The 26674-nt window shown below is 64.6% G+C and carries 20 protein-coding genes and 2 pseudogenes; 16 read left to right on the forward strand and 6 right to left on the reverse strand.

Features of this window, described 5'->3' with window-relative positions:
* Positions 1-15: 15 nt before the first annotated feature.
* From OG474_RS22600 to OG474_RS22615, 4 genes are all read left to right on the forward strand, one after another.
* Positions 16-2583, forward strand: coding sequence for an ATP-binding protein (locus OG474_RS22600; RefSeq protein ID WP_405064350.1), 2568 nt, complete (start codon positions 16-18; stop codon positions 2581-2583).
* The gene (locus OG474_RS22605) at positions 2567-4243 is read left to right on the forward strand and encodes a hypothetical protein (protein WP_405064351.1); all 1677 of its coding nucleotides are present in this window, start codon (positions 2567-2569) and stop codon (positions 4241-4243) included. Before OG474_RS22600 ends, OG474_RS22605 begins: the two co-directional genes overlap by 17 nt.
* Before the next feature lie 15 nt (positions 4244-4258).
* Positions 4259-4603: a hypothetical protein gene (locus tag OG474_RS22610; RefSeq protein WP_405064352.1), complete on the forward strand. Its 345-nt coding sequence runs from the start codon at positions 4259-4261 to the stop codon at positions 4601-4603.
* A gap of 311 nt (positions 4604-4914) precedes the next feature.
* Positions 4915-5205 carry a hypothetical protein gene (locus tag OG474_RS22615; protein ID WP_405064353.1) on the forward strand — a complete coding sequence of 97 codons (291 nt, stop codon included), beginning with the start codon at positions 4915-4917 and terminating at the stop codon, positions 5203-5205.
* A 163-nt stretch (positions 5206-5368) separates the two neighbouring features.
* Here OG474_RS22615 and OG474_RS22620 read toward each other — a convergent pair.
* A pseudogene (locus OG474_RS22620) lies at positions 5369-7004 on the reverse strand (IS1634 family transposase).
* 357 nt (positions 7005-7361) lie between these two features.
* Between OG474_RS22620 and OG474_RS22625 the strand changes: the two are divergent.
* Both OG474_RS22625 and OG474_RS22630 read left to right on the forward strand, forming a co-directional pair.
* The gene (locus OG474_RS22625) at positions 7362-8291 is read left to right on the forward strand and encodes a hypothetical protein (protein ID WP_405064354.1); all 930 of its coding nucleotides are present in this window, start codon (positions 7362-7364) and stop codon (positions 8289-8291) included.
* 235 nt (positions 8292-8526) lie between these two features.
* Positions 8527-9129, forward strand: a complete 603-nt coding sequence (locus OG474_RS22630) for a DUF642 domain-containing protein (protein ID WP_405064355.1) — start codon at positions 8527-8529, stop codon at positions 9127-9129.
* Between the two features lie 8 nt (positions 9130-9137).
* On the opposite strand, the gene OG474_RS22635 is transcribed toward OG474_RS22630, so the two are convergent.
* The 3 genes from OG474_RS22635 to OG474_RS22645 form a co-directional block, all read right to left on the reverse strand.
* Entirely contained in the window at positions 9138-10259 is a 1122-nt protein-coding gene (locus OG474_RS22635; protein ID WP_405064356.1) for a hypothetical protein, read from the reverse strand.
* Positions 10256-11350 carry a hypothetical protein gene (locus OG474_RS22640; protein WP_405064357.1) on the reverse strand — a complete coding sequence of 365 codons (1095 nt, stop codon included), beginning with the start codon at positions 11348-11350 and terminating at the stop codon, positions 10256-10258. The genes OG474_RS22635 and OG474_RS22640 overlap by 4 nt, the downstream gene beginning before the upstream one ends.
* Before the next feature lie 202 nt (positions 11351-11552).
* On the reverse strand, positions 11553-14312 hold the full coding sequence (locus tag OG474_RS22645; RefSeq protein WP_405064358.1) for a BTAD domain-containing putative transcriptional regulator: 2760 nt from the start codon (positions 14310-14312) through the stop codon (positions 11553-11555).
* A 250-nt stretch (positions 14313-14562) separates the two neighbouring features.
* On the opposite strand from OG474_RS22645, the gene OG474_RS22650 reads away from it, so the two are divergent.
* From OG474_RS22650 to OG474_RS22670, 5 genes are all read left to right on the forward strand, one after another.
* Positions 14563-14937 carry a hypothetical protein gene (locus OG474_RS22650; RefSeq protein ID WP_405064359.1) on the forward strand — a complete coding sequence of 125 codons (375 nt, stop codon included), beginning with the start codon at positions 14563-14565 and terminating at the stop codon, positions 14935-14937.
* A 131-nt stretch (positions 14938-15068) separates the two neighbouring features.
* Positions 15069-15989, forward strand: coding sequence for a hypothetical protein (locus OG474_RS22655; RefSeq protein ID WP_405064360.1), 921 nt, complete (start codon positions 15069-15071; stop codon positions 15987-15989).
* A 187-nt stretch (positions 15990-16176) separates the two neighbouring features.
* Positions 16177-18951 (forward strand): BTAD domain-containing putative transcriptional regulator, encoded by a 2775-nt coding sequence (locus tag OG474_RS22660; protein WP_405064361.1) that lies wholly within the window; start codon positions 16177-16179, stop codon positions 18949-18951.
* Between the two features lie 74 nt (positions 18952-19025).
* Positions 19026-19382 (forward strand): hypothetical protein, encoded by a 357-nt coding sequence (locus tag OG474_RS22665; RefSeq protein ID WP_405064362.1) that lies wholly within the window; start codon positions 19026-19028, stop codon positions 19380-19382.
* A gap of 26 nt (positions 19383-19408) precedes the next feature.
* A complete protein-coding gene (locus OG474_RS22670; protein ID WP_405064363.1) occupies positions 19409-19825 on the forward strand; it encodes a hypothetical protein in 417 nt (138 codons plus the stop codon).
* A gap of 77 nt (positions 19826-19902) precedes the next feature.
* Here OG474_RS22670 and OG474_RS22675 read toward each other — a convergent pair whose 3' ends face one another.
* Positions 19903-20850: a bacteriocin fulvocin C-related protein gene (locus OG474_RS22675; RefSeq protein WP_405064364.1), complete on the reverse strand. Its 948-nt coding sequence runs from the start codon at positions 20848-20850 to the stop codon at positions 19903-19905.
* A gap of 299 nt (positions 20851-21149) precedes the next feature.
* Between OG474_RS22675 and OG474_RS22680 the strand changes: the two genes are divergently transcribed.
* The 4 genes and pseudogenes from OG474_RS22680 (at position 21150) to OG474_RS22695 (ending at position 25445) form a co-directional block, all read left to right on the forward strand.
* Positions 21150-22037, forward strand: coding sequence for a hypothetical protein (locus OG474_RS22680; protein WP_405064365.1), 888 nt, complete (start codon positions 21150-21152; stop codon positions 22035-22037).
* Positions 22038-22086: 49 nt separating this feature from the next.
* Complete coding sequence (locus tag OG474_RS22685) at positions 22087-22530, forward strand: hypothetical protein (protein ID WP_405064366.1); 444 nt, start codon at positions 22087-22089, stop codon at positions 22528-22530.
* A 107-nt stretch (positions 22531-22637) separates the two neighbouring features.
* A pseudogene (locus OG474_RS22690) lies at positions 22638-23327 on the forward strand (BTAD domain-containing putative transcriptional regulator); the annotation flags it as partial.
* Between the two features lie 72 nt (positions 23328-23399).
* Positions 23400-25445 carry an ATP-binding protein gene (locus OG474_RS22695; RefSeq protein WP_405064606.1) on the forward strand — a complete coding sequence of 682 codons (2046 nt, stop codon included), beginning with the start codon at positions 23400-23402 and terminating at the stop codon, positions 25443-25445.
* 59 nt (positions 25446-25504) lie between these two features.
* Here the strand turns inward: OG474_RS22695 and OG474_RS22700 are convergent, their stop codons facing one another.
* Positions 25505-26041: a hypothetical protein gene (locus OG474_RS22700; protein WP_405064367.1), complete on the reverse strand. Its 537-nt coding sequence runs from the start codon at positions 26039-26041 to the stop codon at positions 25505-25507.
* A gap of 371 nt (positions 26042-26412) precedes the next feature.
* On the opposite strand from OG474_RS22700, the gene OG474_RS22705 reads away from it, so the two are divergent.
* Positions 26413-26673 carry a hypothetical protein gene (locus OG474_RS22705; RefSeq protein WP_405064368.1) on the forward strand — a complete coding sequence of 87 codons (261 nt, stop codon included), beginning with the start codon at positions 26413-26415 and terminating at the stop codon, positions 26671-26673.
* The last annotated feature ends 1 nt before the right edge of the window (position 26674 follow it).

The raw sequence follows: 26674 nt of genomic DNA on the forward strand, positions 1-26674 counted from the left end.
TTGTTGCCTGCGCTGATGCTGGAGGCATCGGCAGGGCGGCCGTTCAGTTGTTGCTGGACTCGCACGGTGGCCGGCGGGCCGATCGAGGTCCGGGTGGGAATCGAGCCTGTGGATGGCGCGGTGTCCTACCCGGTGGGTGCGCGGGCGGTCGCTGCGGACCCAGTCGAGTTTCCGCACTGGTTGGCGGTGAACGGGCGGCACGACGTACTGACCGCGCTGCCTGAAGCCGAGGTCGAATCGGCCGGGATGTTGGAGGATCTGGCTGAGGCGTTGCCGGCCTTTGCCTGGTTGGTCAGGGCTGTCCCGATCGGGGTGGAGGACCGCGGGGAGTTGCTTGAGGACCTTCATCTGCAGATGACGATCGAGCTGGATCGGGAGAAGGGCTCAGGTCGGGGCGCGCTTGAGCTTGAGCGGAATCGGGCTCGGTACCGCGATTTCTCCGCCGCGCAGGGTGGTCTGTGGTCGGTTCAGGTCCTTGCGGGTGGGGCTTCTGAGGCCGCTGCGAGGATGGTCGCGCAGACCCTCGTGGGGGTGGCCGACTTGCATGCCACGCCGTACTCCTTGGCTGCTCAGTCTGTGATTGGTGCCGAGGTGACTGGCTTTGCGGCGACGGGTGAGCTGCTGGCTGCGATTGTGCGGCCCCCGGTGCGTGAGATCGCCGGTGTCCGTGTGGTCGAACAGGTGCGCTTCGACCTGACGCCGGAGACGCCGGCGGACGGCATCCCGCTTGGTGACGTCATCGACGCCTCGGGGCGGGCGGTCGGGGCGATGACGGTTTCGCAGGAGACGTTGAACCGGCATGCGTTCGTCGCCGGCGCCACTGGCTCCGGCAAGTCGCAAACGATTCGGCACCTGCTGGAGGGTCTGACTGCCGCATCCATACCGTGGCTGGTGATCGAGCCTGCGAAAGCCGAGTATGCGGCGATGGCCGGTCGACTGGGCTCGGACTCGAGCGTCGCAGTCATTCGCCTCGGCGACCCTGACGCCGTACCGCTGAGTTTGAACCCGCTGGAGCCGGAAGCCGGCTTCCCGCTGCAGACGCACCTAGATCTCGTTCGTGCGCTGTTCTTGGCCGCCTTCGAGGCGCACGAACCGTTCCCGCAGGTGCTCGGCCAGGCGCTGAGCCGGTGCTATGCGTCGTACGGCTGGGATCTCGCGTTGAGCCGGGGCGGGAGCGAGTATCCGTCGCTGGCTGACCTGCAGACGACAGCGCGGGCGGTTGTCGATGACATTGGGTATGGCACTGAGCTTGCGGCGGATGTCCGTGGGTTCGTGGATGTCCGTCTGAACTCATTGCTTCTTGGGACGCCTGGGCGGTTTCTCGGTGGGGGATACCCGCTCGATGTTGCTGATTTGCTGGGCCGCAACGTCGTACTCGAGCTTGAAGATGTTGGTGACGACCAGGACAAGGCGTTCTGTATGGGCGTCGTCCTGATCCGGCTGATCGAGCACCTCCGCGTGCGCCGCGGACCGTCCTCGAACCTGCGCCACGTGACCGTCGTCGAAGAGGCCCACCGCTTGCTCAAGGCAAGTACCGATGGCACCACTAGTCATGCAGTCGAGATGTTTGCCGGGCTGCTTGCCGAGATCCGGGCGTATGGCGAAGGCATCGTCGTTGCAGAACAGATCCCCAGCAAGGTCATCCCCGATGTAGTCAAGAACTCCGCACTCAAGATCCTGCACCGGCTGCCTGCTGCTGATGATCGTCAGACCGTCGGCGCCACGATGAATCTTGACGAGCCTCAATCCCGAGCCGTCGTCTCACTCCCACCCGGTCAGGCCGCCGTCTTCACAGACGGCATGGACCGGCCGGTCCGGGTTCGCATTCCGCACGGAGGACCACGCGAGCGACGGGCCGATACGCCGCCGACAGTCAAGGCTGCTGGTCGTCGGGACCAGCTTCCTACAGTTCGCGAGAGCGCTGATGTTGCTCAGTTCCTTGAGCAGAATCAGCAATTCGTCTTGTGGGTCGAGTTGCTGACGGTGGCCCATTTGGCTGCTGTCCCCAAGCCTCTGCCGCAATCGCCCTGGGTGTTTGCGGGTGTCGCGCCGGCGGTGGTGGCGCGTGCGATCGCCGAGGCTGTGGGTACAGCCGTTTTCGGACGGGCGTCGGCGATCGAGCATCACGTCGTACCGACGCAGCTCGCCGACCATTTGGCCGAGGTCGTCATTGGCGTTGTGTGGAGACGAGAGCTCAGCTGTGCGACCACTGAAGTCGAGTGGCAGGCCGGAGCGTTTAGGTTCGCGGACGTGGCCGACGCCTTGCTGAACTGCCCGGGACCGCTTGATGTTCCGCACCCGTTGACGGCGGAGTGGGAGGTGCGGGGAGCGAAGCTGTGGGGATCCACGCTCGAGGAGCAGATCATGACCTTCTTGAAGGTGCAACAAGCGAAGGTTTCGCCGACATTGTTGCTCGGTGACGGGACGCTCCTTCGCGCTGCTGCCACTTTGTCTGCGGAGGCTGAGCCGTATGCGCAGCTGATCGCCGCCGCCCGTGAGCTGAATGTTCCTGGGCAATGGCATCGTCGCCTCTTCCGGATGCTGGAAGAAGAGGGGGAGCAGCTCGATGGACCGACCACGTAGGCCAGAACCCATCGAACCGGAAGATACCTCCGGCCAGACTCCCGGACCTGACTCCTCGGCCGAGCGGTCCATCCCGGACGCAGTCGATCGCCAGCCGGACATCGAGGACCCCAAGCCGCAGGAAACTGCCGATCGCGGGGATCGACCTGTCGAGGAAAACTCCACGCCTTCGGCCGAGTCAAGTAAGGACGCGCCTGCCTCGCGGCCGGATGAGGCTCAGGTAGATCGGCCGGATGAACCCTCGACCCGGCCTGTTCGTGATGGGGCAGACTCCGTCGACCAGCGAAGCCTACGCGATGCATCGTCGGAGACGACACAGCCATCCGATGACCCGACATTGGCCCTCCCGGCTGCCGCTGATCGCCTGCCCGCGGACTTGCGCGCAAAGATGCTCGAGCACCCGGTATTTACCCGCCTCGGCAGGGGAACCGACGACCAGACTGAGCTGGGCGATGACGTTCAGAACGGAGTCACTCCTGACGATCAGGCAGCGGTCCGGACCGTTGAGGTCGACGACCGTGCGCCACTGGAGCAGCCCGACGTCAGCGTCGATGAGCATGCCGCCGCTAGCGACGCGAAGGATGATCTGTCGGCAGACATCGAGGCGGCGGACGTAGTCGCAGTCGCTGATGGGCCAGAGGCACGGGAAGGGACAGACCTTGCCGGCTCGGGCGATGTCCTGGAACCCGTCGCTGAGGACGGCATGCCAGAGGCGCTGACGACAGAGACACCAACTCGGACGGATGACTCGAAGCCGGGCACAGACCTTGGGAACCCACCTAGCGAGACCTTGGCCGCCGATGTGCCCGAGGCCATCGATCAGAACATTCCCACAGAACTTCCCAGCAGCGGCATCGCAGAGCGTGTAGCCGAGCATGACAAGCACTGGGATACGGCCGAGGCCAATCTCCCACCGGGACCGCTGCCTGAATCCGCAAAGGACCTTGATCCCGAGGTGCTCGAGTCGCTTGACCCCGATATCCGGCTCCTACTCGAGTACCAAGGCGCGGGCGAATACATTGCTAAGAACATGGAAGCGCGCCCTTGGCTCGAACCAGCCAAGGATGCCTCGCCGGCGGTGCAAAGAATCTTCGCCGCCATCGATCAAGGCACAGGCCATGCCCATATTCGCCACGGTCCGATGGGTACCGACCAGATGTACGCCGACCGTGTCGCCTATCTCAATGACCCGGCGCAAACCGACGTCGCCAAGCGCGAGGCAGGAGTCGACGGTTTGGATCCGACTCGACTGCATCGCTGCGGCCTGCAGGCTACGCGGATTCACGATGCGGAAGCGTTCGTATCTGCCTTCGCTGCGGCGGTCAAGCTCCCAGACGTCCAGGCGGCGCTCGCCACGTCTGTGGAGTCGAAGACCGACCGTCCAGTTGCGATAAGAGTGCCGATTGCCGAGCTTCTCGGCGATGACGGCCACAAATACTGCTCCGGCTACGAACTCGAAGGCGGTCGAGAGGGAGCAAAGGCTCGCAAAGAATGGGCGGAAGCACGTGCGCGTGGCGACGACCTCAGTGGCTTACCTGAGCCAAGGGTGAGGCCTATCGAGACATTCGAGGGCGGGTACGTGGTAATTGCTTTTCACTCAAATGGGAAAAATTACGAGATCAACACCTTGTTCGTTGAACCGCCATCAGTCGACCGATAGAAGGAAGAATTAGAAATGTCACTTATCGACAGGTACTGGCTCGATGATGAATCAGTTCCGTTCGGTACATTTTTGAGGTATCTGCAAACGTACTACGGTCCAGAAGTTCACAATGATAACTATGAGAGTCTGGTTGCCAGGGCGAGACTGGCAGATCCAGATGATGCCGGCATGGCGACCTTCAAGAACGAACTCGTCAGGTTGCTAAAAGGTGACCGAGAGGGGCTTCATCCGATGGCGATTTTTACCGCAGCGGAGTACGACGACTGGGATACCGATGATGAGTTTCTCCGATGGCTGTGGAATGAGCTTTATCCAAGTGAACTAGCACCGACGTCCACCGCGGCCGAGTCAGACTGATCTGCCAGCCCTTGGGTCGTTTCGTAGCTTGCCTCGATATTGGCGGTCGAGTGTCAGAGTTGCGAACATTCAAGGAAGAGTTGATCACGCTTCCGGAGGGAATCGTGAGGGCTTCATCTGCGGATGCTCGACCTCGCGGCGGGTTGCGACCGGTGGAACGATGACGAGTTCCTAGCCCGGTTGTAGCGCGAACTGTATCCCGCTGAACCTGTGCCGGAGTGGACCTGGCAGTCGGTGATTTCTCTCATATTTTAAAGTGATGGAAGGGGGTGTCGTCTATGGCGAGGTCATATTGGCTGGATGATCGCTCCGTGCCATTTGCGACCTTCCTTGCAGTTATTCAGACCTACTACCATCCCGAAGCTCGAAATGACAACTTCGATGAGCTGGTTGAGTGGGCGAGGGCTGGGCGAGGCGGGGAGAAGATGGCGGTCTTCAAGGCGGAACTGACCCGCCTGGTCCAGGGTGAACGTGCAGGTCTGCGACCAGGCGCGATCGAGGCAGCAGCAGAGTATGACGACTGGAGTACCGACGAGGAGTTCCTGGACTGGCTGTGGCAAGAGCTGTATCCAGATGAGCCTGCTCCGCGGCCTGTCGGTTAATTGCGCCGTACCGCATGAACCTCGCGTTCGCATTCGTTGAGTCGCCCGGTTCCTGACCAAAGAGGCGTGGAAGGACGTTAGTTAATGAATGACCAGAGGGAGCGTGAGCTGCAGGGTGCGGTCGAGTATGTCGCCGCATTCAACCTGACTTCGGTCATTTGGGTTAGTGCCTGAGTTGGGGCCGGTTCATCGAGTCGAGGATCGTCTGCTTGTCAGTGGGGATGGCGGGTGGGATGGTCTGCTCGGTGGCGTTGATCGCGATGGTGGCTGAGCGCAGTGGCCGGAGTTGTCGGATGACGTTGCGGATCGCGAGTCCGGTGCGGTTTTGGATCTCGCGGCTGACCGCGAGGGCGGTGAACACGATGGTGAGGTGGGCCTCGATCGCGTCCTTGGTGTGGTGGAACATCGGCCGGGCGCGCAGATCGGTCTTGGACATCCGGAAGGACTGCTCGACGTGCCATAGCTCGTGGTAGCTGGCGATGACCTCGCGTGCGGGCATGACGCCGGCGGTGATATTGGTGACGTAGCCTTTCAGCCCGACCAGGCGCCGCGCCCGCGCGAGTGAGACCTCGTCCAGGCTGCGTGACCCGTTGCTGGTTTTGACGAACCGCGGAGCCTTGGCGGTCTTGTCCCCGGCGACTACGTCTTTGGCCCGGTTCTCTTGCAGAGTGAGAGTTTTGTTGTCGCGCACTGCCCGTTTGGTCGAGTAGGCCCAGACCGCCCGCCACGACCCGGGATGCTGTTCGGGATCCCAGACCGGTTCGGCTTTGAGCTTGGGGTTGTTCTCGACCTTGTGCCCGGTGCGCGGGGTGATCGTGTCGACGACTTGCCCGTCGGTGAACGCAGTCCCGTGCCAGCGGAAGTGGGACTCCAGATCGGCTGGTGCCTTTGGTCACGCGGGAGCCGACGATGAACCTCAGGTTCGCCTCATCCAGTTGACGCAGGTTGCTGGCTGACAGCATGCCTGCGTCGGCGACCACGACCATGTCGGCCAGGTTGTGGCGGTCTTGGAAGGCTTTGATGATCGGCACGATCGTGGTGGTCTCGGCCTTGTTGCCTTCAAAGCAGCCGATCTCGAGCGGGAAGCCGTGCCTGTCGACCAGCAGACCGACCACGACCTGGGGATCGACGCGGCGTTCCTTGGAGTAGCCGACCTTGCGCAGGTCGTCTTCCTTCTCGGCCTCGAAATACAGCGTGGTGACGTCGTAGAGGCACAGCGACACATCGCCGCTGGCCAGCACGTGCTCAAAACACGCGGTCGCGATCTGCTCGCGGTAATCGCGCTGCTGAGCCCGTATCAGGGTGCGGCGCATCGTCTTCTCGCTGGCCGGTTTGCACCCCAGATCGATCAGGACACGACCGGTGTCCAGGATCGAGGTCGGCTCGACGATGCGGGCGATCACCAGATCACGAAACGTCTCGTCCCCGACCGCGACGAACCCCAGCGCGCGATAGACCTCCGCGAGCACGTCGAACAGCAGCCGCGACGACGTCGCGACCACCTGCGGGGCAGACACCCGCTCCTGTTCAACACCTCGGACCGGCCCGGCGAACAACCCCGCGTCCACAGCAGGAGCGACCAGCCGCGCCTTCTTCTGCGTCGCCTCCAGCCCCAGCTCGAGCACGCCTTGACCAGCATCACCCAGCAGCCCACGAGCCCGCTCAAGCAGCAGACCCAACTCAGCCTCGGTATGCGCCGAACCCACATGCGCCACGATCCGCCGACGCCCATCCACATACTCAGCGACCTGCACAGCCGTCGCTCCCGAGGCCGTTCGCACCCGCCGCACCCACGCCACAACCCGAGCCTAGAACACTAATTAGTGCCTCAAACCACCTCCCCGGCTGGCCATCACCGCAGGTCAGCGCGCTGCGCCCCGACGAACCGAGAAGGAGTGACCGAAGTCAGGTGGCAAGAGCTGTATCCAGATGAGCCTGCTCCGCGGCCTGTCGGTTAATTGCGCCGTACCGCATGAACCTCGCGTTCGCATTCGTTGAGTCGCCCGGTTCCTGACCAAAGAGGCGTGGAAGGACGTTAGTTAATGAATGACCAGAGGGAGCGTGAGCTGCAGGGTGCGGTCGAGTATGTCGCCGCATTCAAGGAGCGGCGACCGTGGTTGGAGCCAGTGTCGAAGTGTGATCCGCAGGTGCAGCGCGTGTACGCGTCGATCGACTTAGGTCTTGGGCACTCGCACAAGCGGCACGCGGCTTTCGGCGATGACACGCTCCAGCGACGGCGGGTTGCTTACTGCGAGGATCCGGCGCAGGTGCACTTCCGGATGCGGATGATGGGCTTCGACGGGTTCAAGCATCACCGGCAACACGTCTGCGGCGCGGAGGCGACGAGGGTTCATGACGCGACTGCTTTCGTGGCGGCGTTCATGGCTGTCGTGGAGCACCCGGAAGGGCGCCGCGGGCTCCACACGCCGGCTGTTGGCGGCAGAATTCCTGATGCTGTGAGGATCCCGATCGCCGACCTGCTCGGTTCAACGGGTCACGATGCCTGTTCGGGATTCGCCTTGGCTGGTGACTGGCTGGACGCCCGGGAGGTGCGGCGGAGGCTGACCTGGGCGCGGTTGACTGGGGAGGATACGAACGAGTTCGCCAAGCCGTCTGTCGAGCAGATTCCCAGTTTCGAGAACGGGTACTTCATTGTGCGGTTCGTGCCGAACTCGCAGACGGAGACGGGCGGCCACCAGATCTGCACGCTGACTCCCGAGCCGGAGCGGCACGTTCTGCAGGATCCCCGACGGGAGGTCGCCGACCGCTACTGGCTGGACCCGATGGCTCTTCCGTTCACCACCGTCCTGAACTTCATGGAGAAGTACGTCCACCCGGAAGTGCGATTCAACAACTACCACTACCTGATACGCCGTGTGGCCATCGCTGCTCCTGATGACGAGCAGCTGACGACTTTCAAATCAGAGTTGGTCCAACTACTTGAAGGCGACCACAGAGGATTGCATCCGCATGCACTCAGCGTCGCATCGGGGTATGAGGATGAGGGGAACGACCAGCAGTTCCTGGTTCGACTCTGGCAGAAGCTGTATCCGCTGGAGCGCGTGCCGCAGCCGGTACAGGGCTGAGTCGGTTCAGCCGGATAGGGCGCAGGTAGGTTGACGCGACGCCCTGGCGGGAGGCACCCCGGGCGGTAGACGACGGTGACCATGCTTAGCACGCGGGGGTAGGGGCAAGGAGCTGCATTGCGTCGGGGGGTTGGGGCTGGGGGAGTGCCGGGCGGGGGATTGGCACGTACGGTTCTTGGTGGGCACCGGGGACGGTGACGGGAGACGGAGTCTGCTGCCTGGGGAGGGCTTTGCTATGTGGAAATTTCGTCGTATGGCGTTGGTTGTCGCGCTGTCTACTTTGCTTGTTGGTGCTAGTGCGTGGCCGGCTGCGGCCACGTCGGGCTTTGCGAACGGATTTGAGAATCCGCGGTTGACGGTTGAGTTCCATGACTACGTTGCTGGACAGCAGTTTGATGGGTGGACGGTGACGTCGGGGAGCGTTGATCTGACGACCGACTGGACCGATGCTGAAGGTCGGCAGTCGCTTGACCTCAATGGGTCCAATGACGGTGCGGTTGCTCGTACTCTGCCTGCGCAACTTCTGACGACGTACAAGGTCACCTTTGCCGTGGCCGGGAACCCGGAAGGGCCGCCGACGGTGAAGAGCGGCAAGGTCACGGTCAACGGGCAGGAGGTTGACGCCTTTACCTTCAGCATCGCTGGGAAGAACAACAGCAACATGGGCTGGGTCTATCGCAGCTTCTACTTCACGAACGTGCTGTCGCCGACCGCGGTTCTGCAGTTCGCCGGTACGACGGGCTCCGCGTGGGGTGCTGTCGTCGACGACGTCAAGGTGGAGAGCTGCCTGCTGATTCTCTGCCCGTCCGGAGCAGCAGCGGTCAACCGAATTCACTGAAGGCGCGGCTACGTCGCGTCCATGGTGACGGTTGTGGATCCTCGGCCGCATGAGCCGAGGTGGCCGGTTTCGTTTTGGGTGGCGATTGTTGAGGAGCCGCAGGTCCAGCCTTCGATGTTTGCGAAGCCGCCGCTGCCTTGCTTCTCAAGTGAAGCGTCGTTGTAGTAGCGGTTGGTGATTCGTAGGGCTTCCTTGCAGATCGGCGGGCCTTTTTCGATGCGTACTACTGCTCTGACGGTGGCTGTGCGGACTGTGCCGCAGGAGGGGCGTGTGGTGCGGCAGACTACTTGGTCGGCGCAGTAGTTCTTGGGGTCGACGGGATGAACACCCACTGGGTCGACGTGGTAGACGGCTTGGTAGCGGGCGGCGTACGCCGTCATTCGGAAGGGCGGCTTGTCCGGGGCGGGGACGAGTACGGTGCGGTCCTTGTCGTGATAGCGGTAGATGACCTGCAGGCGCCAGGTGCAATCGCATCGTTGGGTGACGGTGCGAAGGTGCATCGGATGTACCTCGCCGGGCTCGAGCGTGATGTTGCGGCTGGCGAAGAACGGTTCGCTGGTGGGATCGCCGGAGTCGGTTCGGCCGGTCGGCTGCGCTTGTGGGGCGTCGAGATTGAGGTCGAGAACCGTTGTCTGGGAACTACCCTGGCTGAAGAATTTCACGAAGGTGCCGGCGAAGGGTTCTACGTGCTTCTCGATGACTGGGCGGATTCCAGTCACCAGAATCTTGGTCGAGCGGTGATTCTCGAGGGTCAGTCGTTGCCCGGAGACGCCGGCAGGCAGACCTCCGGCCTGGCGGGCAATGTCCTCGATCTTGGTGAGGTCATCGGTCGTTGGCATCGTGCCGGGAGTTGCCAGAATGGGCACACTGGTCATCAGCGTGCTCGCATCGGCCGACTCGACCGTGATCGGCTCGTCGCTCCACAGATCTCGGACCGAATCGAGCGTCCTTGGGAAGACGGCTGGAATCGCCACGCCGATGACCGTGGTGACCACAGCCACCACGAACCAGTTCTTGCCGCTCAGGATGCGGCGCTTGCCAGTCGCTGGAGTCTGCTCCGCGGCTGATGCCTTGGTCCTGGCCGCCGCGTCCCGTAGGAGTTTCGGCTGGGGCTTCTTCGACATCATCATGCTGGTGCGTCCTCTCTCAGACGGCTGACGACATCACCAAGAGCTGAGTCGAGGAACGCTACCGTCAGCAGGACCGCGGCGCCGATCGCCAGGTAGTAGGTGGGGCGAACCTCGACCTCGACATCCGGGAACCAGGCGAGCAGCCGGCCGGCCAACAGGATCGTTGCCGTCACCGTGCAAGTGACCAGCCCGGCCCCGGTCAGCCATCTCCGGATCCGTACCGACTTCGACAGCATCAGGACGGTCAGGAAGATCAGCGCAGCGATCGTCGTGAACCGGAACGCCGCCAGCCACGAATCGAGCCGTGGCGGTCCACCCCATACCGGGTCGACGGACATCGGGTCTGATGGATGCCGCAGCCAGGGCTCGGACAACGAGCTGACCAGCATGACGAGGGCGATTCCGGCGCACAGATATCCAACGCGATGCAGTTGCGCCGACGCGACCGCAGGCTGGTGGTGCGACTGCGGTCGGACAGCCACCACCGAGCCGGCGGCCATCATCAGGATCCCCAGGCAGCACAGGGCAAGGCCAGTACTCGGCTCAGTTGTGTAGATGTTGCGATCGAATTGGACCGACTGCCCGAACTCACGTGAGTAGCCGTAATTCACCGAGCGCAGTACGACGACGTACAGGACACCGACGAACCACGCGATGAAGATGCCGGCGACCGGGGTCAAAACGCGCAGTGCCCGATTGGCCAGACCGACCGTGCCGAAGCATGCAGCGACAACCAGGGCGAACCCGATCACCACGAGAACGGTCACCACCGAAGCGGGCTCGTAGTTGCTGATCCTGGTGAGGAAAGGTGTCTCGGGCATGCCCGGCACGACCTGTTGACCGGGCCGCGGATAGACGAACGTCCAGGGCAGCGTCAGCGAGACGATCGCGAGGAGGAACCCGAGCGAGTACGCGACCAGACCGACCAGCCAGCCGATCGTGATCTCGATCCTCGGTTGAGCGATCCAATGATCGCCTGCAATGCCCTCGTCTTCCAGTTCCGGCCAGTCCGTGTCGTACGCCGCCTCGTCCGCTTCCCAGCCGTCTCCGGGGTCGTCGTCCGAGTCGGAGCGAACGTCTGCGTCACCCATCAGTCTCTCTCCGTAGCCGGGCAGTGCCCGACAATGATGGCCTGAGGTACGTCGTTGTGGCTAGCGCCTCGTCAAGCAACGTTGGGTAGGTAATCGGGTCGGCGGACCTTGGATTCGCGATCGGGAACCAGCCCCGGCCAGGTCGACCCGACACGATGACAACCCCAACGTTTCTTGCCGAGGCACTAGATCGCACGCCTTCTCAGCGGTGGGTGGCGAGTTGGGCGCGGAGTCTCTCGGCTTGGGGATGGTCGAGCTCGTCGAAGATTTCCAGGGCATCGGTCCAGGCTGTCCGGGCGGCATTGGTGTTGCCTGCGTCGGCTTGGATGTCGCCGATCGACTGGAGGGTTGTGGCGGCGTAGAACTTGTCGCCGATGCGGCGATAGAGCTGCACGGCTTGCTGGTATGAGCGGACTGCCTCCTCGTGGTTCTGCTCGCGGTTGCTCACGTAGCCGAGGACCTGGTGGCTTGCGGCGACGGACTTGAGGTCGCCGAGGTCGCTGGCCAGGGCAAGGGCCTCCGTGGCGGTTGCGGCCGCTGCGTCGAGTTCGCCGAGCTGAGCTCGGTTCCAGCCGATAGAACCTAGACCGCGCAGCTGGCCGATCCGGTTCCCCTGGCCGGCGTAGATCCTGACCGCGTTCTCGAAATAGCTGATCGCTGAGCGATACCTTCCGCGCTGGTCCATCACGACCCCCGCGATCTCCAGGGTCATCGCCAGCCCGATTCGATCGCTGCTCGAGCGGTAGAGATTAAGCGAACGGCGAATGTGCTGCCGGGCTTCGTCCAACTGACCTGTCCGCATGTGGAAGTAGCCGAGACCGCGGTAGGTCATCGCGAGGGTCGCGGGGTCGCCGACTCGTTGCGCGGCGACCAGCCCGACCTGTTCGACGGCGATGGCATCTTCGTAGCGTCCCGTCCGGCCGAGGAAGCGGGCGGCGAGATCCGCGAGCCGCCAGGTGTCGGTGTGGTTCCCGGTACCGGACGCCAGCTCGATGACCGACCGGATCACCGGCAGCTCATCGGTGAACCAGGCGAGCGCGGTGTCCACGTCGGCGAGGTCTTCGGGCTGTGCGCCGCTGTGCGGTTGCCCGAGATCGAACTCGTCACGGGCCGGGTTGAGCAGTCCCACGGCCCGGTACGCCGTATGGAGGTAATGATCGAGGAGCCGCCGTACCGCCGCGTCCCGGTCCGCTGCGGATTCCTCGGCGCACACCGTCTCCGCGGCGAAGATGCGGAGCAGATCGTGGCAGGCGAATCGGTCGGCGACGTGCTCTGCGAGCAAACTCGCCTGGCACAGCCTGTGTAATGCCTGCTCGATGGTCACGCGATCGGTCCCCGCGAGGCTCGCTGCCGCCGGCCCGGAGATGTCTGGGCCGGGATGCAGGCCGAGCAGGCGGAACAACCGTCGCGCCTCCGGGTCCAGTACGTCGCGGGACCAGGAGGGGACTGCCCGCACGGACGTCATCGGATCCGCGGTCTCGAACCGGTCCAGACGAGACTCGCCGTCGGTCAGTTGACGCGCAAGTTCGCCGAGTGGCAGCTTCGGCAGCAGCGCAGCGTGTGCCGCCAGCACGGACAACGCGAGCGGAAGACCGGAACAGTGCCGTGCCAAGTCCGCAACCGCCGCTGGCTCCGCGGGGGCTTGGCGGGCGCCCATCCGCTCGCTGAGCAGCTTCTCGGCGTCGGCCGCACTCAGCAGATCCAACAGGACCGGACGCGCACCGAACTCGGCGACCACGCCGGCCAGCTGGTTCCGGCTGGTGACGACGACGGCGCATCCAGGTGCGGTCGGAATGAGTGGGCGGACCTGGCCGGCGTCACGGGCGTTGTCGAGAACGACGAGGAGGCGTCGCTCGGCGGTCATACTGCGGAACATTGCAACCCGCGCTTCGAGTCCGGCCGGTACCTCCTGCGGCCGGACGCCGATCGCCTCGAGACACGCTCGGAGCGCTTCGGCGGGTGCGGTCGGCTCGCCGGCCGGGTCGAACCCGTGCAGGTTGAGGAAGATCTGACCGGCGGGGTAGCGATCCTTGACGCGGTGTGCCCAGTGCAGCGCGAGCGTCGTCTTGCCGATCCCGCCCGTACCGACAATGACTGAGATCGCGACAGCCGGTACGGCGGTATCGAGCGACTCGTCCAATGCCCGGATCTCGGCCGACCGTCCAACGAGTGCCTGGGTGACGGCCGGAATCTGACGCGGTACGACCACGTCGAAGTTTGCGGATGGAGCGGTGGGCTTTCGCTCCCGCCGAAGAATGCTCAGATGCAATTCCTGGAGCTCGTCGTTCGGCTCCTCGCCGAGTTCGCGAATCAGCCGGTCCCTGAGCTCGGCGTACAGGTGTAGTGCTTCGGCTCGTCGGCCGGCCTGGACCAACGCCCGGATCAGGAAGCCGGCCAGCGGCTCGGACAGCGGGTACTCGTCAGCGACCCGGACGAGTTCGTCGGCCAGGCCGGCCAGTCCTCCGGAACAGTCCGTCCGTTCGGCGAGCTGCAACCAGGCCGACAGCCGGTCGTCCATCAGGCCGTTGCGATACGAGGTCGCCCAACTGCTGTCCAGACCTGCCAGCGGCATCCCACGCCACAGTGCCAACGCCGAGCGCAGCGCCGCAACGGCTGCCACGGGATCAGACTCCTCGAAGGTGATGATCTGACGCCGGAATCGGAGCGCGTCGACGGCGGCTTCCGGTGCATCGAGCAGGTAGCCGCCGCTGCGCCGCGCGATCGCGAATCCTGCCGGACCAAGCGCGCCTCGAAGCAGGCTCAGGTAGTGATACAAGGCGTCAGCCGGCCGCTTCGGCAGCTGCTCGCCCCAAACCCGATCGACGAGCACATCGACCGGCACCTCCTGCCCTGGTTCGGTCGCCAGCGCCGCGAGCACCAGCCGCTGCTTCGCCGCGCCAACATCGGCCGCCACCTCGCCGACCCATAGGCCGACCGGCCCCAGCAGACGAATCTCCGCCACTATCAGCCCTCCCCCGTGAGCCACCAGCAACCCGATCAGCCACGGTCCCAGCTCGCGGGGCGGCGGCAGACGTCAACCGTACTCGGGCCAACGGGCCAACGGGCCTGACCGGTATTTGGGACCGGTGCTGCCTGGCGGCAGAACGCCGAAGATTCTCCGAAGGTTTTCCGAAGGCGCCCGTGTTTCGATCCTCCGACATTCAGTGAATGCCGGGTCTGCCGGCTCACTGACCGAGCAGAAGGAGAGTCAGATGCGAGCTCCCATTCGAGTAGGCATTGCGATTGCGACGGTCGTGACCGCGGCCGGTGCGCTGGCGCCGGCCGCCGCCATGGCGGGCACCGACAGCGGCGTGTCGTCGACAACCGGTGCCACCGCGAAGTTCGTCTCCTACGGCGACAAGATCATGCTCTGCGATCAACTCGGGGACACCTTCTCGGTCTACGCGCAGTACTACGTCAACGGAGGGGCCATCCACACGACCTCTCAGCACAACGGCGGTAACGGCACGTGTGACACCAGGACCACGGGGGACCCCGCTGAGGGTGCGCAGGTCACCGTCCGCGCAGGGCGCCAGGTCGACGGCGGCGCGGACAACTACGGGCCGTGGAAGAGCGGACGGGCGTGACGCGGCACTAGCCAACTGCGCGGCCTGGGTGTTGCCTGCACCGCTTGTGGTGGTGCCAGGCAATACCTGGAGCCGCAGGAACATCGTTGCTCGCCGAATGAGTGAACAGAGGCTGCCGGGGTGGATGACAGATGCTGACAAAGAACTGGTGGGCCGCGATGGCCGCGATGGTGTGTGCGACGCTCGTCGTGACGGCCTGTGCCGGCGACCCGAGCGATGGCAAGTCCGACCTGATCGAGCCTTCACAGGTGTCGCTGCCGAATCCACTGCCGGCGGTCACGTGGCAGTCCACGTTGCCTTACGACGACCTGACTCTGTCGGCCAAGGAGCGTGACCGGCTCCACCTTGCCTACAACAAACTCGTCGAGGTGTGCGCGAAGCGTTTCGGTACGACGCTGACGCGCGTCGAGGATGACCCGGAAGCGCTCGGCCCGGAGTTCGCTCTGTGGGCCGGTCGATTCGGGACCCTGCCTCTGGAGCAGGCGAAGAAGTACGGGTACCACGCCGCACCTGGCGAGCCGGTGACCAAGCCATGGGCGATTTTCACCGATGAAGATGAGCAACCGGTTCTCGGCGTCCTTCAGGGAGAGTTCTCCCAGGGGCAGGAAGTTCCTCGAGACAGCGCGGGCAGCCCGGTACCGTCGGGTGGGTGCCGTGGAGAGGCCGCCAAGAAGGTGGGCGGCGACCCCAACGCACTCGGTCCGGAAAATGCCGAGGAGTTGCGCCTAGCTGCTCTGCATGACCCCCGCACCGTCGCGGCGTCGGAGCAGTGGTCGTCGTGCATGCGCGCACGCGGGTACAAGTACGCCAAGCTCGACGGGCCGATCGACGAGGCGCTCGGCAAGCGCCTGGCCGAGCCGGAGAAGCTGATCGCGGTCGCCGATGTCGGATGCACCCGGACAAGTAGATGGCGGGACATCTCGTTCGCGATCGAGCGAGGGCTGCAGATGGCGTCCATTGATGTTCACCGAGACAAGTACGAAGCATCGCTGAAAGCCGAAAGGCACATGCTCGAACGCGCCGAGGCCCTCGCGGCCGAAGCGAACGACTGACCCGACTGGAACTACCCCGGACTGTTCTCCACCTTCTCACCCAGCCGCGGACCGACTCGACCGGCGCGTAGACACATCGGCGGCGTCGTTGCACGATGTTGACCGCATGGTCGGCTGCGCTGCAGAGGGTTGCGGATGGGTACTCATCGTCAGGTGGGTACCCGCTGTTTCCGGGGGAGGTTTCGGGGTGGCAGAGATTCGTCTGCTCGGGGCCGTCGAGGTATGGGCTGACGGCGTGGAGATCGATGTCGGCTCTGCGAAGCCGCGCATGGTTCTCGCTGCTCTTGCGGTGGCGCCTGGATGCGTCGTACCCACCGCAGTGATCGCGGACCGGGTGTGGGGCCTGCGGCCGCCCAAGAAACCGGCCGCCACCCTGTATCCGTATCTCAGCCTGCTCCGAAACGCACTACATCCGATCGGCATCGGGATCGTACGGCGTGGCGGTGGTTACGTACTCGAAGCACAAGAGGAGGACATCGACGCGCTGCGTTTCCTGCGGGTACTGAGCGAGGCCAAGGCAGGTCGAGCCACGACCGCTGAGCTGGAAGAGGCAACTGCGTTGTGGCGTGGCATTCCGCTCGCAGGTATGGATAATTGCTGGATAGCGGAGTACCGCGCCGAGCTGTTGAATGCCCGTCTGTCGGCGTGGCTGCTGCTCGCGGAGCAGGTGGATTGTTCGGGGGAGCTCGCCGGGTTGGCGGATGACCTTGCTCGGGTTGTCGGCGACTTTCCTTTGTCCGAGTCGCTGGCCGGCTATCTGATTCGCGCGCTGGCGCAGGCTGGGCGACGTACCGAGGCACTCCAGCAGTACGTCGAGTTACGCGAGCGGCTGGTCGCCGAACTTGGTGAGGAGCCGAGTGACGAGGTGCAGGCACTTCACCTGGCCGTCCTCCGCCGCGAGCCGGGGCTAGCGAATCGGTCGCAACCCCAAACCCGTCAACGCCAGGCCGTGCCGCGGCAACTGCCGTCGACCACCCGGAATTTCGTCGGCAGGGACGTCGAGCTGAAAACCCTTGACGGGTTGCTCTTCGGCGGTGGCTCATCAGCGGGCGTGATCTGCGCGGTCGCGGGCACTGCTGGGATCGGCAAGACGACGCTGGCCCTGCACTGGGCGCACCGAGTCGCGGATCAGTTTCCGGACGGCCAACTGTTCGTGGACCTGCGAGGCTTCGACCCGACCTGTACGCCGACGGCGCCGGCTGACGCGCTTCGAGCGTGCTTGGACGCTCTCGGGACTCACCCGGATCGAGTTCCTCAGGGCCTGGAGGCCCAGTCCGCGTTGTTCCGCAGCATCACTGCCGGGCGACGGTTGCTGATCGTTCTCGACAACGCCCGGGATGTCGATCAGGTGCGGCCGCTGATCCCCGCGACTCCAGGCTGCGCGGTCCTGGTCACCAGCCGCAATCTGCTGACCGGGTTGGTTGCGGAGTTGGGTGCCCACTCGATGAAGCTGGACCTCCTCAGCCCGGCTGAGGCCAAGGCGTTGTTGTCCTACCGGATCGGTCCGGACCGGGTCGCCGCCGAGGCTGTCGCGGTGGCCACGTTGGCCGGGCAATGCAACTTTCTTCCGCTGGCGCTGGCGGTTCTGGCCGCAGAGGCGGCGCATACGCCGGACCTGTCACTGGCGAGCTTGGCCGACCATCTCGTCGACGACAGCAACCGGCTCGACCAGCTCGATACCGCGGACCCGATGACCTCGGTGCGGACGGTCCTTTCCTGGTCGTACGCCGCGCAGGATCCCGCCGAGCGGCGCCTGTTCCGGCTGCTCGGCCTGCATCCCGGACCGGAGATCTCCCTTGCGGCGGCAGCAAGTCTGATCGGTGAGCCTCCGAAGGAAGTGGCTCGGCTGTTGCGTCGGCTCTGCCAGGCAACGCTGCTCGACAGTCCCGCCCGTGACCGGTACTCCCATCACGACCTGCTCCGCGCCTATGCCTGCGAGGTGGTCATGGCGGGGGAATCCCGGGCCGACCGCGAAGCCGCGCAACGACGCGTCATCGACTACTACATCCACATGGCGTACCGCGCGGTCGGCCACCTCAATCCGGATCGGGACGAGTTCTCGCTCGGCGAGCCCAGCCCAGGTGTGGAACTCGCGGACTTCGCAGACGTTCACGAGGCACTCGCCTGGTACGCCGCGGAGCTCACCGTCATCCTCAGGTTGGTCGACACGTCCAAGGCAGCCGGGCGCTGGGCCGAGTGCTGGCAGTTGGCAGACCTGGCCGCCAGGTATCTCGGTCGTCAAGGACGCTGGCGCGATGCGATCGCGGTCGAACAGGTCGGTCTGGCATCGGCCGAAGCGCTCGGCGACCCAGCCGCGCTCGGGTTGGTCCACCGCGGCATCGCCTACTTCTCTGCCCTGGCCGGCCAGCACGCCGAGGCTCGGCAACACCTCCGCCGCGCGCTTGAATTCACCCGGGCGACTGGTGACCGCCTTCGGTTGGCCTACGCGCTCGGACTCGGGGGATTCGTCTCGGCTCAGCGGCAGCAGTTCGCGCCGGCGCTCGCTTACGCACGCAATTCTCTTGCCCTCTATGCGGCGCAAGGATCGCGAAGAGGGCAGCATCGCGCACTCGGATCGATCAGTTGGTACCTCGCAAGGCTCGGTCGGTTGGACGACGCCGCCATCTACGCGCGACAGGCCCTGCAGATCGCCGAGGAACTCGGCGACGTCAAGTCCCAGGCAGGCGCCCATGACACGCTCGGCTACCTCAGCCACCAAGGCCGCCGCCACGACGAGGCCGCGCACTCGTACCGCGCCGCGGCGCGGCTGTCACGCCGCATCGGCGACAAGTACTACCTGGCGGCCGCTCTGCACTCGTTGGGCGAGGTGCATTCCGACGTAGGCGATTTCGGCGCCGCCCGCGCCGCCAAGACCGAAGCCCTCCGGATCTTCGACGAGCTCGAACACCCACGAGCAGAGCTCCTCCGCGCCGAACTCAGAGACCTCCACACGAAGCGCTAGCCCGAGCGCCAAAGGTTCTCCAAAGGTGAACCCGTGAGGCTGTGCACAACATCAGCTCTTCTCGGGAGGACAAAATGCGCAAACTCATGGCCGCGGTCGGGGCCGTCATCATCGGTGGAAGCCTGCTCATGACCTCTAGCGTGGCCAACGCTGCGGGATGTGAGCACGGGCTGAAGTACCGCGTCACCGGTAAGGCCTCCACGCATCGGGGCATCTACGAACTCCCCAACCTCGTGTCGGCGGACTGGTACGCAAATGGGGGAGACGCCGTGAAGGGTCCGGGAGGCTCGACGGGCGGCGCTACACCCGTGACCCAGTACTGGAAGAACAATACCGAGGGGTGGGTCCCGCTCAAGAGCATCAGCACCGGCGACGACGTTGACTGGATGGCAAGCGTCTTTCTCGACTATCTGGGTTGCGCCAGCGCGTGATCTCCCGCTGGGGATGAGGAGATTCCATGGTGAGAACCACACGTCGTATCGCGGTGCCAGCCGCTGTTGTGACTGCTTTGCTTGTTGTCTCGGCCGGGCCGGCCGCGGCGGCTGCTGAGGTTTATGTCGAAGCGCCCGCCACGCTGGATGGAAAGTGGAAGGCGCTGGGCAGCTATGCCCGGAACATCGACGGTACGACGATCGACAAGGTCTGCGTCCGCACGTACAACTCGGTGCCCGGAGCTACCTCGTACGCCGCTATTAAGGACGCACGCTCCAACGAGTATTACGCATGGGTCTTTGACACCAACGCTACCGACGGACAACCGGAGTGCGAGCGAGGCAACTTCCGTCTCGCAGGCAAGGACTTGGTGCTCATCGTCGAGCATGAGAACGCCTCAGGGCACCTGGATGCCAGGACGACAAAGCCGTTCGGCGGCTGACTCCTGATCCGGTCCCACCGTGCTGCCCTGTGCACGAGCACGGGGCAGCACGTGGCTCGGGTCGATGAGGTGTGGTGCTAGCCGCAGACGCCGTCGCAGTCGTAGTTCCAGAACTTTCCGCAGTCGCCGACGATCACTTGGCAAGCGGGCGGGCCCTTTCGGTCCCGACAGGTCGGTTTGGGGGCGGAGCAGTAGGGGCTCACTTTCGAGCACTCGCAGGTGTACGGATCGACCAGGATGACGGCACCGCTCGATGGGGCTGGGGTTGTCTCGGGGAGCGGGCCCAGCTGGTTGAGGAGAGGGCCGGCGGTGTCGGGGCCGAAGGCGTTGTCGAAATCTTTGCCGAGGGCATCGATCTCGGGGTCGGCCTTTCGGGTGAGGGCGTCTGTGCGGTTCAGGTAGGCCTTGGCTCGGTCCAGGGCTGCGGCCTGCTCGGGGGTGGGCGCCGATAGGCCGGAGCGGTACTGGGTCAGTTGGTCTGCCCACCAACGGCGGCGCACGGCGACCGGCGTACGGGCGTAGATCGCGTGTCGGTAGCCGTCCGGTAGTGCAACGACTTCGCGGTACGCCGTCGGCAGGTTGGAGGCGTTTCGCGCCATCCAGGCCTCGATCTGCTGGTCGGCGGGAGTGGCGAAGGCCTTCGGGGTGCGGCCACCGATGACGACCGACGCGGCTACTGCCGTACCCACGGCGACTTTGAGAAAGTCCTTTCGGCCGAGGGACGCCGGGGCCGGCTGCTGGCCGGGTTCGACGATCGGCAGGGTCGAGTCTGTCGGCCGGGTTGCAACGCCCAGCGCGCGGAGTACTAGTAGGCCGTCGCGAAGGCCGAGGACCCGGACAAGCCGGCCGAGCATCCGCGGGCCTGTCCAGGCCTGGGCCTGGCCGTTGGCGTCGACTCGGATCAGCGTCGGTACGTCGCGTGGCTCGGAGCCCAGCGCTTGCCTTCGCCAGCCGAGGACCTCGTCTCGAAGCAGTGGTGCGACCTCGAGACGCCCGCTGCAGACGCCGGTGACGACCTCGGACATCTTCCGGCAGGTACAACACGAACTGTCGAAGGCCAGGACCCAACGAGCACCGGACATAGTTCTCCTCCTGAGTGAACTCTCGCGATCGGGGCGGATTCGCGAACGAGGCCGAACCTCAAGACCGGAGGCACCCGTTCCTGTCGTCCACGCATCACTATGGATGAAGCGAACAGGCCAGGGTCCCCTTGGCATGAACCGGTCAGAACAGGCTGAAAGCTGGAGTCAGCCGTTTGTAAGCGTTTTGGAAGCGCCCTCCCACAGTCTCGTCTCATCGAGTATCGCGAGACAGGGGAGACGAGATGGCGAACACGATCCAGCGGCGGTCGGCGTCGGGGCGCAGAAGGTTGGCAGGAGTGGCGGTCAGCCTCGTCGTTGTCGTGAGCGCGGTCGTTGTGCGGGCACAGCCCGGTGGTGCGGGCCCCAGTCAGTCTGTGGAACCGGTTTCAGCTGAACAGGTCGCCGTACTGGAGCGGGCCGAGGACGTTCTGATCCAGCGCTGCATGGAGCGAGCCGGATTCCGGTACTCGATCGTGCCTCGCGTCGTTGATCCCGTGCCGTTCCACTTCAGCTATGTCGTGGATGACATCAGGTGGGCTGACAAGCACGGCTACGGGACGGCGCTGCGCCGGCAGATCATGGAGAAGGAAGATCCGAATCAGCGGTACTTCGGGTCGCTTCCGACGGACGAGCAGCAAGCCGCCGCGACCGCGCTCAATGGAACGGAACCGACCGGGCTGATGGCGACGCTGCCCGGCGGCCAGGTCGTCCAGCACAGCGACACGGGCTGCCAGTCCGAGGCACAGCGCGAGCTGTACGGCGATCTGCCGGCTTGGTATGCGTCGACGAAGCTGGTTGAGAACCTCATAGGGCACCGGTACGGGCTGGTCGTTGGCAATGCGCGATTCCAGGCAGCGATACCAGCGTGGTCGCTGTGTATGCGGGATCGGGGATATCGGTTCGTCTCGCCGGAGGAAGCACATGCCAGCGAGCTTTCATCCATCGCCGAGGTCCGCAGGGCGGGTGCGGAGGCTCGATGCGCAGTCGAAACCGGCCTCGGTGCGCTGGCTCGTGAGCTCGACACCACGTATGACGCTGGGCTGCGCGAACAGCACCGGGGCGTGCTGTCGGCGCGAGCCGACCTGCAGCGCCGCGCGCTACCCAAGGCGCGAGTGCTGTCCGAGTCCTGACCGCGACGAAGACGCCACGGTCAACCACCAAAGAAGCAGGAGAAAGTAGATGCGATTCATGCAGAAGACAGCAACCGCGGCGGCCGTTGTCGCCGTCGCTCTGACCGGGGCGATCCTGAGCGCAGCCCCGGCTTCAGCAGCTGTGACCGCACCACCGCCCGACGGCAACGTCTATGCCTGGCTCAACATCAATGCCGGTGAGGTGTACCACTGCCGCTGGGTGGGCAACGACGACAACTGGACGAACTGCACAGACTGGAACGGCGTTGCGCACGACATGAACGACAAGGCGAGCTCGGTCCAGAACAGGGGCTTCTCCTGGGCCGTGAACTTCTATCACGACGCTGGTCGACGCGGCGCCTATGCATGCCTCAGCAGGGGAGACTACTGGCCGGATCTGAGGAACCAGCGCTTCACTCGGGGAGGCGGCAGCGGGGCCGGCGAAGTGGTCAACAATCAGATCAGTTCACATATGTGGGTCTCCAGCTGCTGACTCGTACCGCTAGGAGGCGTCAATTGGGCGCCTCCTAGCGGTATGTAAGCAGACCTACGACACTCGTCGGCTGCTCGGCGACCTGGGTCGGCTGGCACACTGGCGAGATGGGTCGGCTGGTGGTGAGTTGCCTTGGACCGTTGGAAGTGAGCAGCGCCGATCTCCGAGTGGTTCTGAGTCCTCGCCCCCGCATCGTGATGGCCGTCTTGGCTTTGTCCGCGGGACAGGTCGTGACCGTGGAGCGGCTGGTGGCGGCAGCGTGGAGCGATTCCAAACTTCCGCGAGACCCGCGCAGCAGTTTGCATACCCTGGTTTCCAGGCTCCGAACGGCTCTTGGCCCGGCGTCGATCGAGACCGAGCCCGCGGGCTACCGGTTGGGGATCGATCCTGACGCTGTCGACGCGGTCCGGTTCGGTCGGTTGTTGCAGGACCTGCGGGCGGCTGACGCGCAACAGATCGACGAAGCGCTCGGCTTGTGGCGAGGCGAGCCGTTCGCTGATCTCGGGTCCCCGTGGCTTGATCGGTTCGAGCGACCTGTTTTGGTCGAGCGGTACCTGGAGGCGGTCGAGCGTCGTGTGGAGCTGGCTCTTGCCTCCGGAGACGCCGCGGACCAGCTGTCCCGACTGCAGCAGTTGGCCGATCAGTACCCGCTGCGGGAACCTCTGCTGGCTCGGCTGCTCCTCGTCCTCGACCACGTGGGGCGGTCCGCCGAGGCCCTTGAGCGCTACGACGCGCTCCGTGGGGAACTCGCTGATGCACTCGGAGTCGATCCCGGTCCGGAGCTTCAGGACGTACACGCGCAGTTGCTCAGGCGTACCACCGCCGGAGCGGGCAGCCGCCGTACAGCATCGGCGCAGGTGCCGCACCAGTTGCCGGCGGCGATCAGCGACTTCGTTGGCCGGGCGGACGCGCTGGACCGGCTTGACGCGCTGCTCCCGGCCGACGATGCCGTGCTGCCCGAGGTGGCTGTCATTTCGGCTATCGCAGGTGCCGCCGGGATCGGCAAGACATCCCTGGCGGTGCACTGGGCGCACCGCGTTTCTCATCGCTTTCCCGACGGGCAGCTGTACGTAAACCTGCGCGGCTTCGATCCGGCCGGGCAGGTGACGGATTCGGCCGACGTACTCCACGGCTTCCTCGAAGCGTTAGGTACTCCGGTCGAGCGGATGCCCAGTGATCCAGATTCCCGAGCGGGTCTGTATCGATCTCTGCTGGCCGGGAAGCGCGTGCTGGTGATCCTGGACAATGCTCGCGACGCCAACCAGGTCCGCCCATTGCTGCCGGGCTCGGCAGGATGTCTGGCTCTGGTCACCAGTCGGAATCAGCTGTTCAGCCTGGTCGTGTCGGAGGCCGCGACGTTGATCACCGTGGATCTACTCACGCCGAGCGAGGCACGGCAACTGCTCGAGGCACGCATCGGTGCGGAGCGGGTCACCAGAGAGCCGGACGCGACTGGCGAGATCATCGCCAGGTGCTCAGGATTCCCACTCGCGCTGGCCATCGTCGCCGCACGCGCGGTCCTCCGGAGCAACCTGCGCCTCGAAGCTCTCGCGGAGGAACTCCACGAGGCCCGCGGCAGACTCGATGCACTCTCCGAGGACGACCCAGCAAGCGACCTGCGATCAGTCTTCTCCTGGTCCTACCGCACCCTCACTCCTGAAGCAGCACGATTGTTCCGGCTTCTGAGCCTGCACCCCGGCCAGACCATGACAAGTTCGGCCGCCGCAACTCTTACGGCCTTGCCGCGGCCGGATGTCAGCACGCTGATCCTGGAGCTGGTCCGTGCCAACCTCCTTGTCCCGGAATCTCGTGACCGACTCCGATTCCACGACCTCATCCGCGTCTATGCCGTCGACCTTGCCTACGAGCACGATTCCGAGCACCAACGCCTCGCGGCAGGCCATCGGATTCTCGACTGGTACCTCAACAGCACAATCCAGGCAGCCCGACTAATTCGTCCATCGAGCCGGCAGACCGAGGTCTTTCCCGTTCACGGCGACCTCACACTGGAATCGATCATCGACGACAGCGCCGCGCTGGGCTTCCTTGCCGCCGAACGGGGTGCGTTGCCACAGGTGCTGAGCCAAATGGCAGACGCTGAACGCCACACTGCGGTCGTTCTCCTGACTCAGGCGGTGTCAACGTTTCTTGTATGGCAAGGGCATTGGCCAGACTTGGCCGTCACCGCACAGGCTGGACTCACGGCCGCAATCCACCTGGACGATCGTCGAGCACAGGCCCAGGCCCGGCATGGACTCGCTCTCGCTCTCCGCGGAATCGGTCGCGTCATCGAGGCCGAACAGCAACTTGACGCGTCCTGGCAGCTCTACGACGAGATCGACGACCCAGCTGGTAAGGCATCCGTTTACCGCGAGCTCTCCCACATCATGAGCTTTCAGCGAGACGATGCCGGGGCGCTCAAGCACGCGCAACTCGCGCACGAATCCTTCCAGCTCGCCGGTCACGAAGAGGAGAGACTCGCGGCTCTCAACGACGTCGCCTGGTTCCTTGCGATCCAAGGCAGGTACCGGGAAGCATTCACCGCCATCCTCGAGGTACGGCGGCACCACCAGCGGCAGGACGACCGCAGCCTCCACGCCGCAGCTGTTCTGAACAGTCTCGGCTATATCCTCCGTCACCTCGGACATTGCCAGTTCGCCGTCGCCTGCTACCTCCAAGCCCTGGATCTTCAGATCAAGTTCGGCGCGCGGTTTCACCAAGCACACACCCTCAACGATCTGGGTGACGCGTACTACGCGGTCCAGGATCGGAAGGCCGCAGCCGCCACCTGGCGGCGGGCTGCAGCGATCTTTGACGACCTCGGCCACCCGGATGGAACCGCCGTGCGTGCCAAGTTGTCGTCCAGTACTGATCGGACCGATGCGCCCACTGGTCTTGCGCCCCGGGGCCAATGACCCGAGGACCGAGACCAGTGGGCTCACAGCCGTACCTCAGCCGCCGGGGATTGGGCCGATCAGAATGGCTTGCGCAGATTGTCGAACCACTCGATGAACTCCTTGACCGTCCCGACCTGCCGCACTCGATCATGTAGCGCCGTCTGGTCGTGTCCGGGGATGAAGTCCTTGCCGGCCGGTGTCGGTTCACCGCAGCCGCACAGGCATTGGGTGTGGTCTTCGGGTGCGTCGAAGTAGCCGACCGGGTTGCGCTGCGGAGGGATCGGAGAGGGCTGGCCGACGTACCGGTCGTGGACTGGATGGCCGTCGGTCAGGATGTCGCCGTGGATGACTGAGCGCCTGGAGGTTTCCCTGCCTGCATACGTTCCTGCCACCGGCTCGATGTGGTTGATGCCGATAGCCTGCACGACAGTGCGGTCGAAGGTGACCAGGGCGTAGCTCTCACGGCTGGCTCGTTCGCCCAGATGCCACGTGCCGTGGTTGGCGTCGTACAGCGCGCCAGGGCTCATGGTCGGGCTGTAGCCCACCCGATCGCGGCCAAGGTCGTCCTCCCCTGCTTCGAGCGTCCGCTCAGGGCCGAGCGTGATGATGATCATGAGGTTCCCCCACTTCAGATACCCAATACCTTGCGTGTCGGGATGTATGAACTATGAAGGCGGGTTCGATACCTTGTCAACCCGGGCAGCGGAATTATCTATGAGTCTTCGGCTAGCCGCTGCCGTCGTCGGCCTGTACGAGCAATCGGGTGGTGGCGGAGGGCAGCATCAAGGTGCCCGCTACGAGTAGGGCGATTCGGAGGCTGGCGAGTAGCCACACTTCTGGCAGCGTAGAGCCTGGGTCGGGCCGGTCCCGGGTTCTTATTGAAATGTTTTTGCGGGTTTCCGCAGGGTTTCCGCAGGGGTGGGGGGACAGGGTGGTGGTAATTCGGGTCAAGCGATGACCTGGAACTCTGGAGAGGAACTCGGGGATGTTCAACAAATTCAAGGTTGCTGCGGCGACTGTGGGTATTGCGTTGGGTGCTGTTGCTTTCACGGCGCCGGCTGCTAGTGCTGTCGGTAGTGTGGCTTCGGGGCCGGTTGTGGTGCAGGGGATGTCGTTCTACGACGACTTCAACTCGCTCGAGGAGTGTTTGGCTGTTGGGCGGGCGGGGCTGAACGCTGACAAGTGGTGGACGTTCGACTGCCAGGAGAGCACGTTCGACTGGGACTTGTACGTCGCCTGGAAGTAGT

The sequence above is a fragment of the Kribbella sp. NBC_01505 genome (assembly GCF_045040285.1).
Lineage (GTDB): Bacteria > Actinomycetota > Actinomycetes > Propionibacteriales > Kribbellaceae > Kribbella.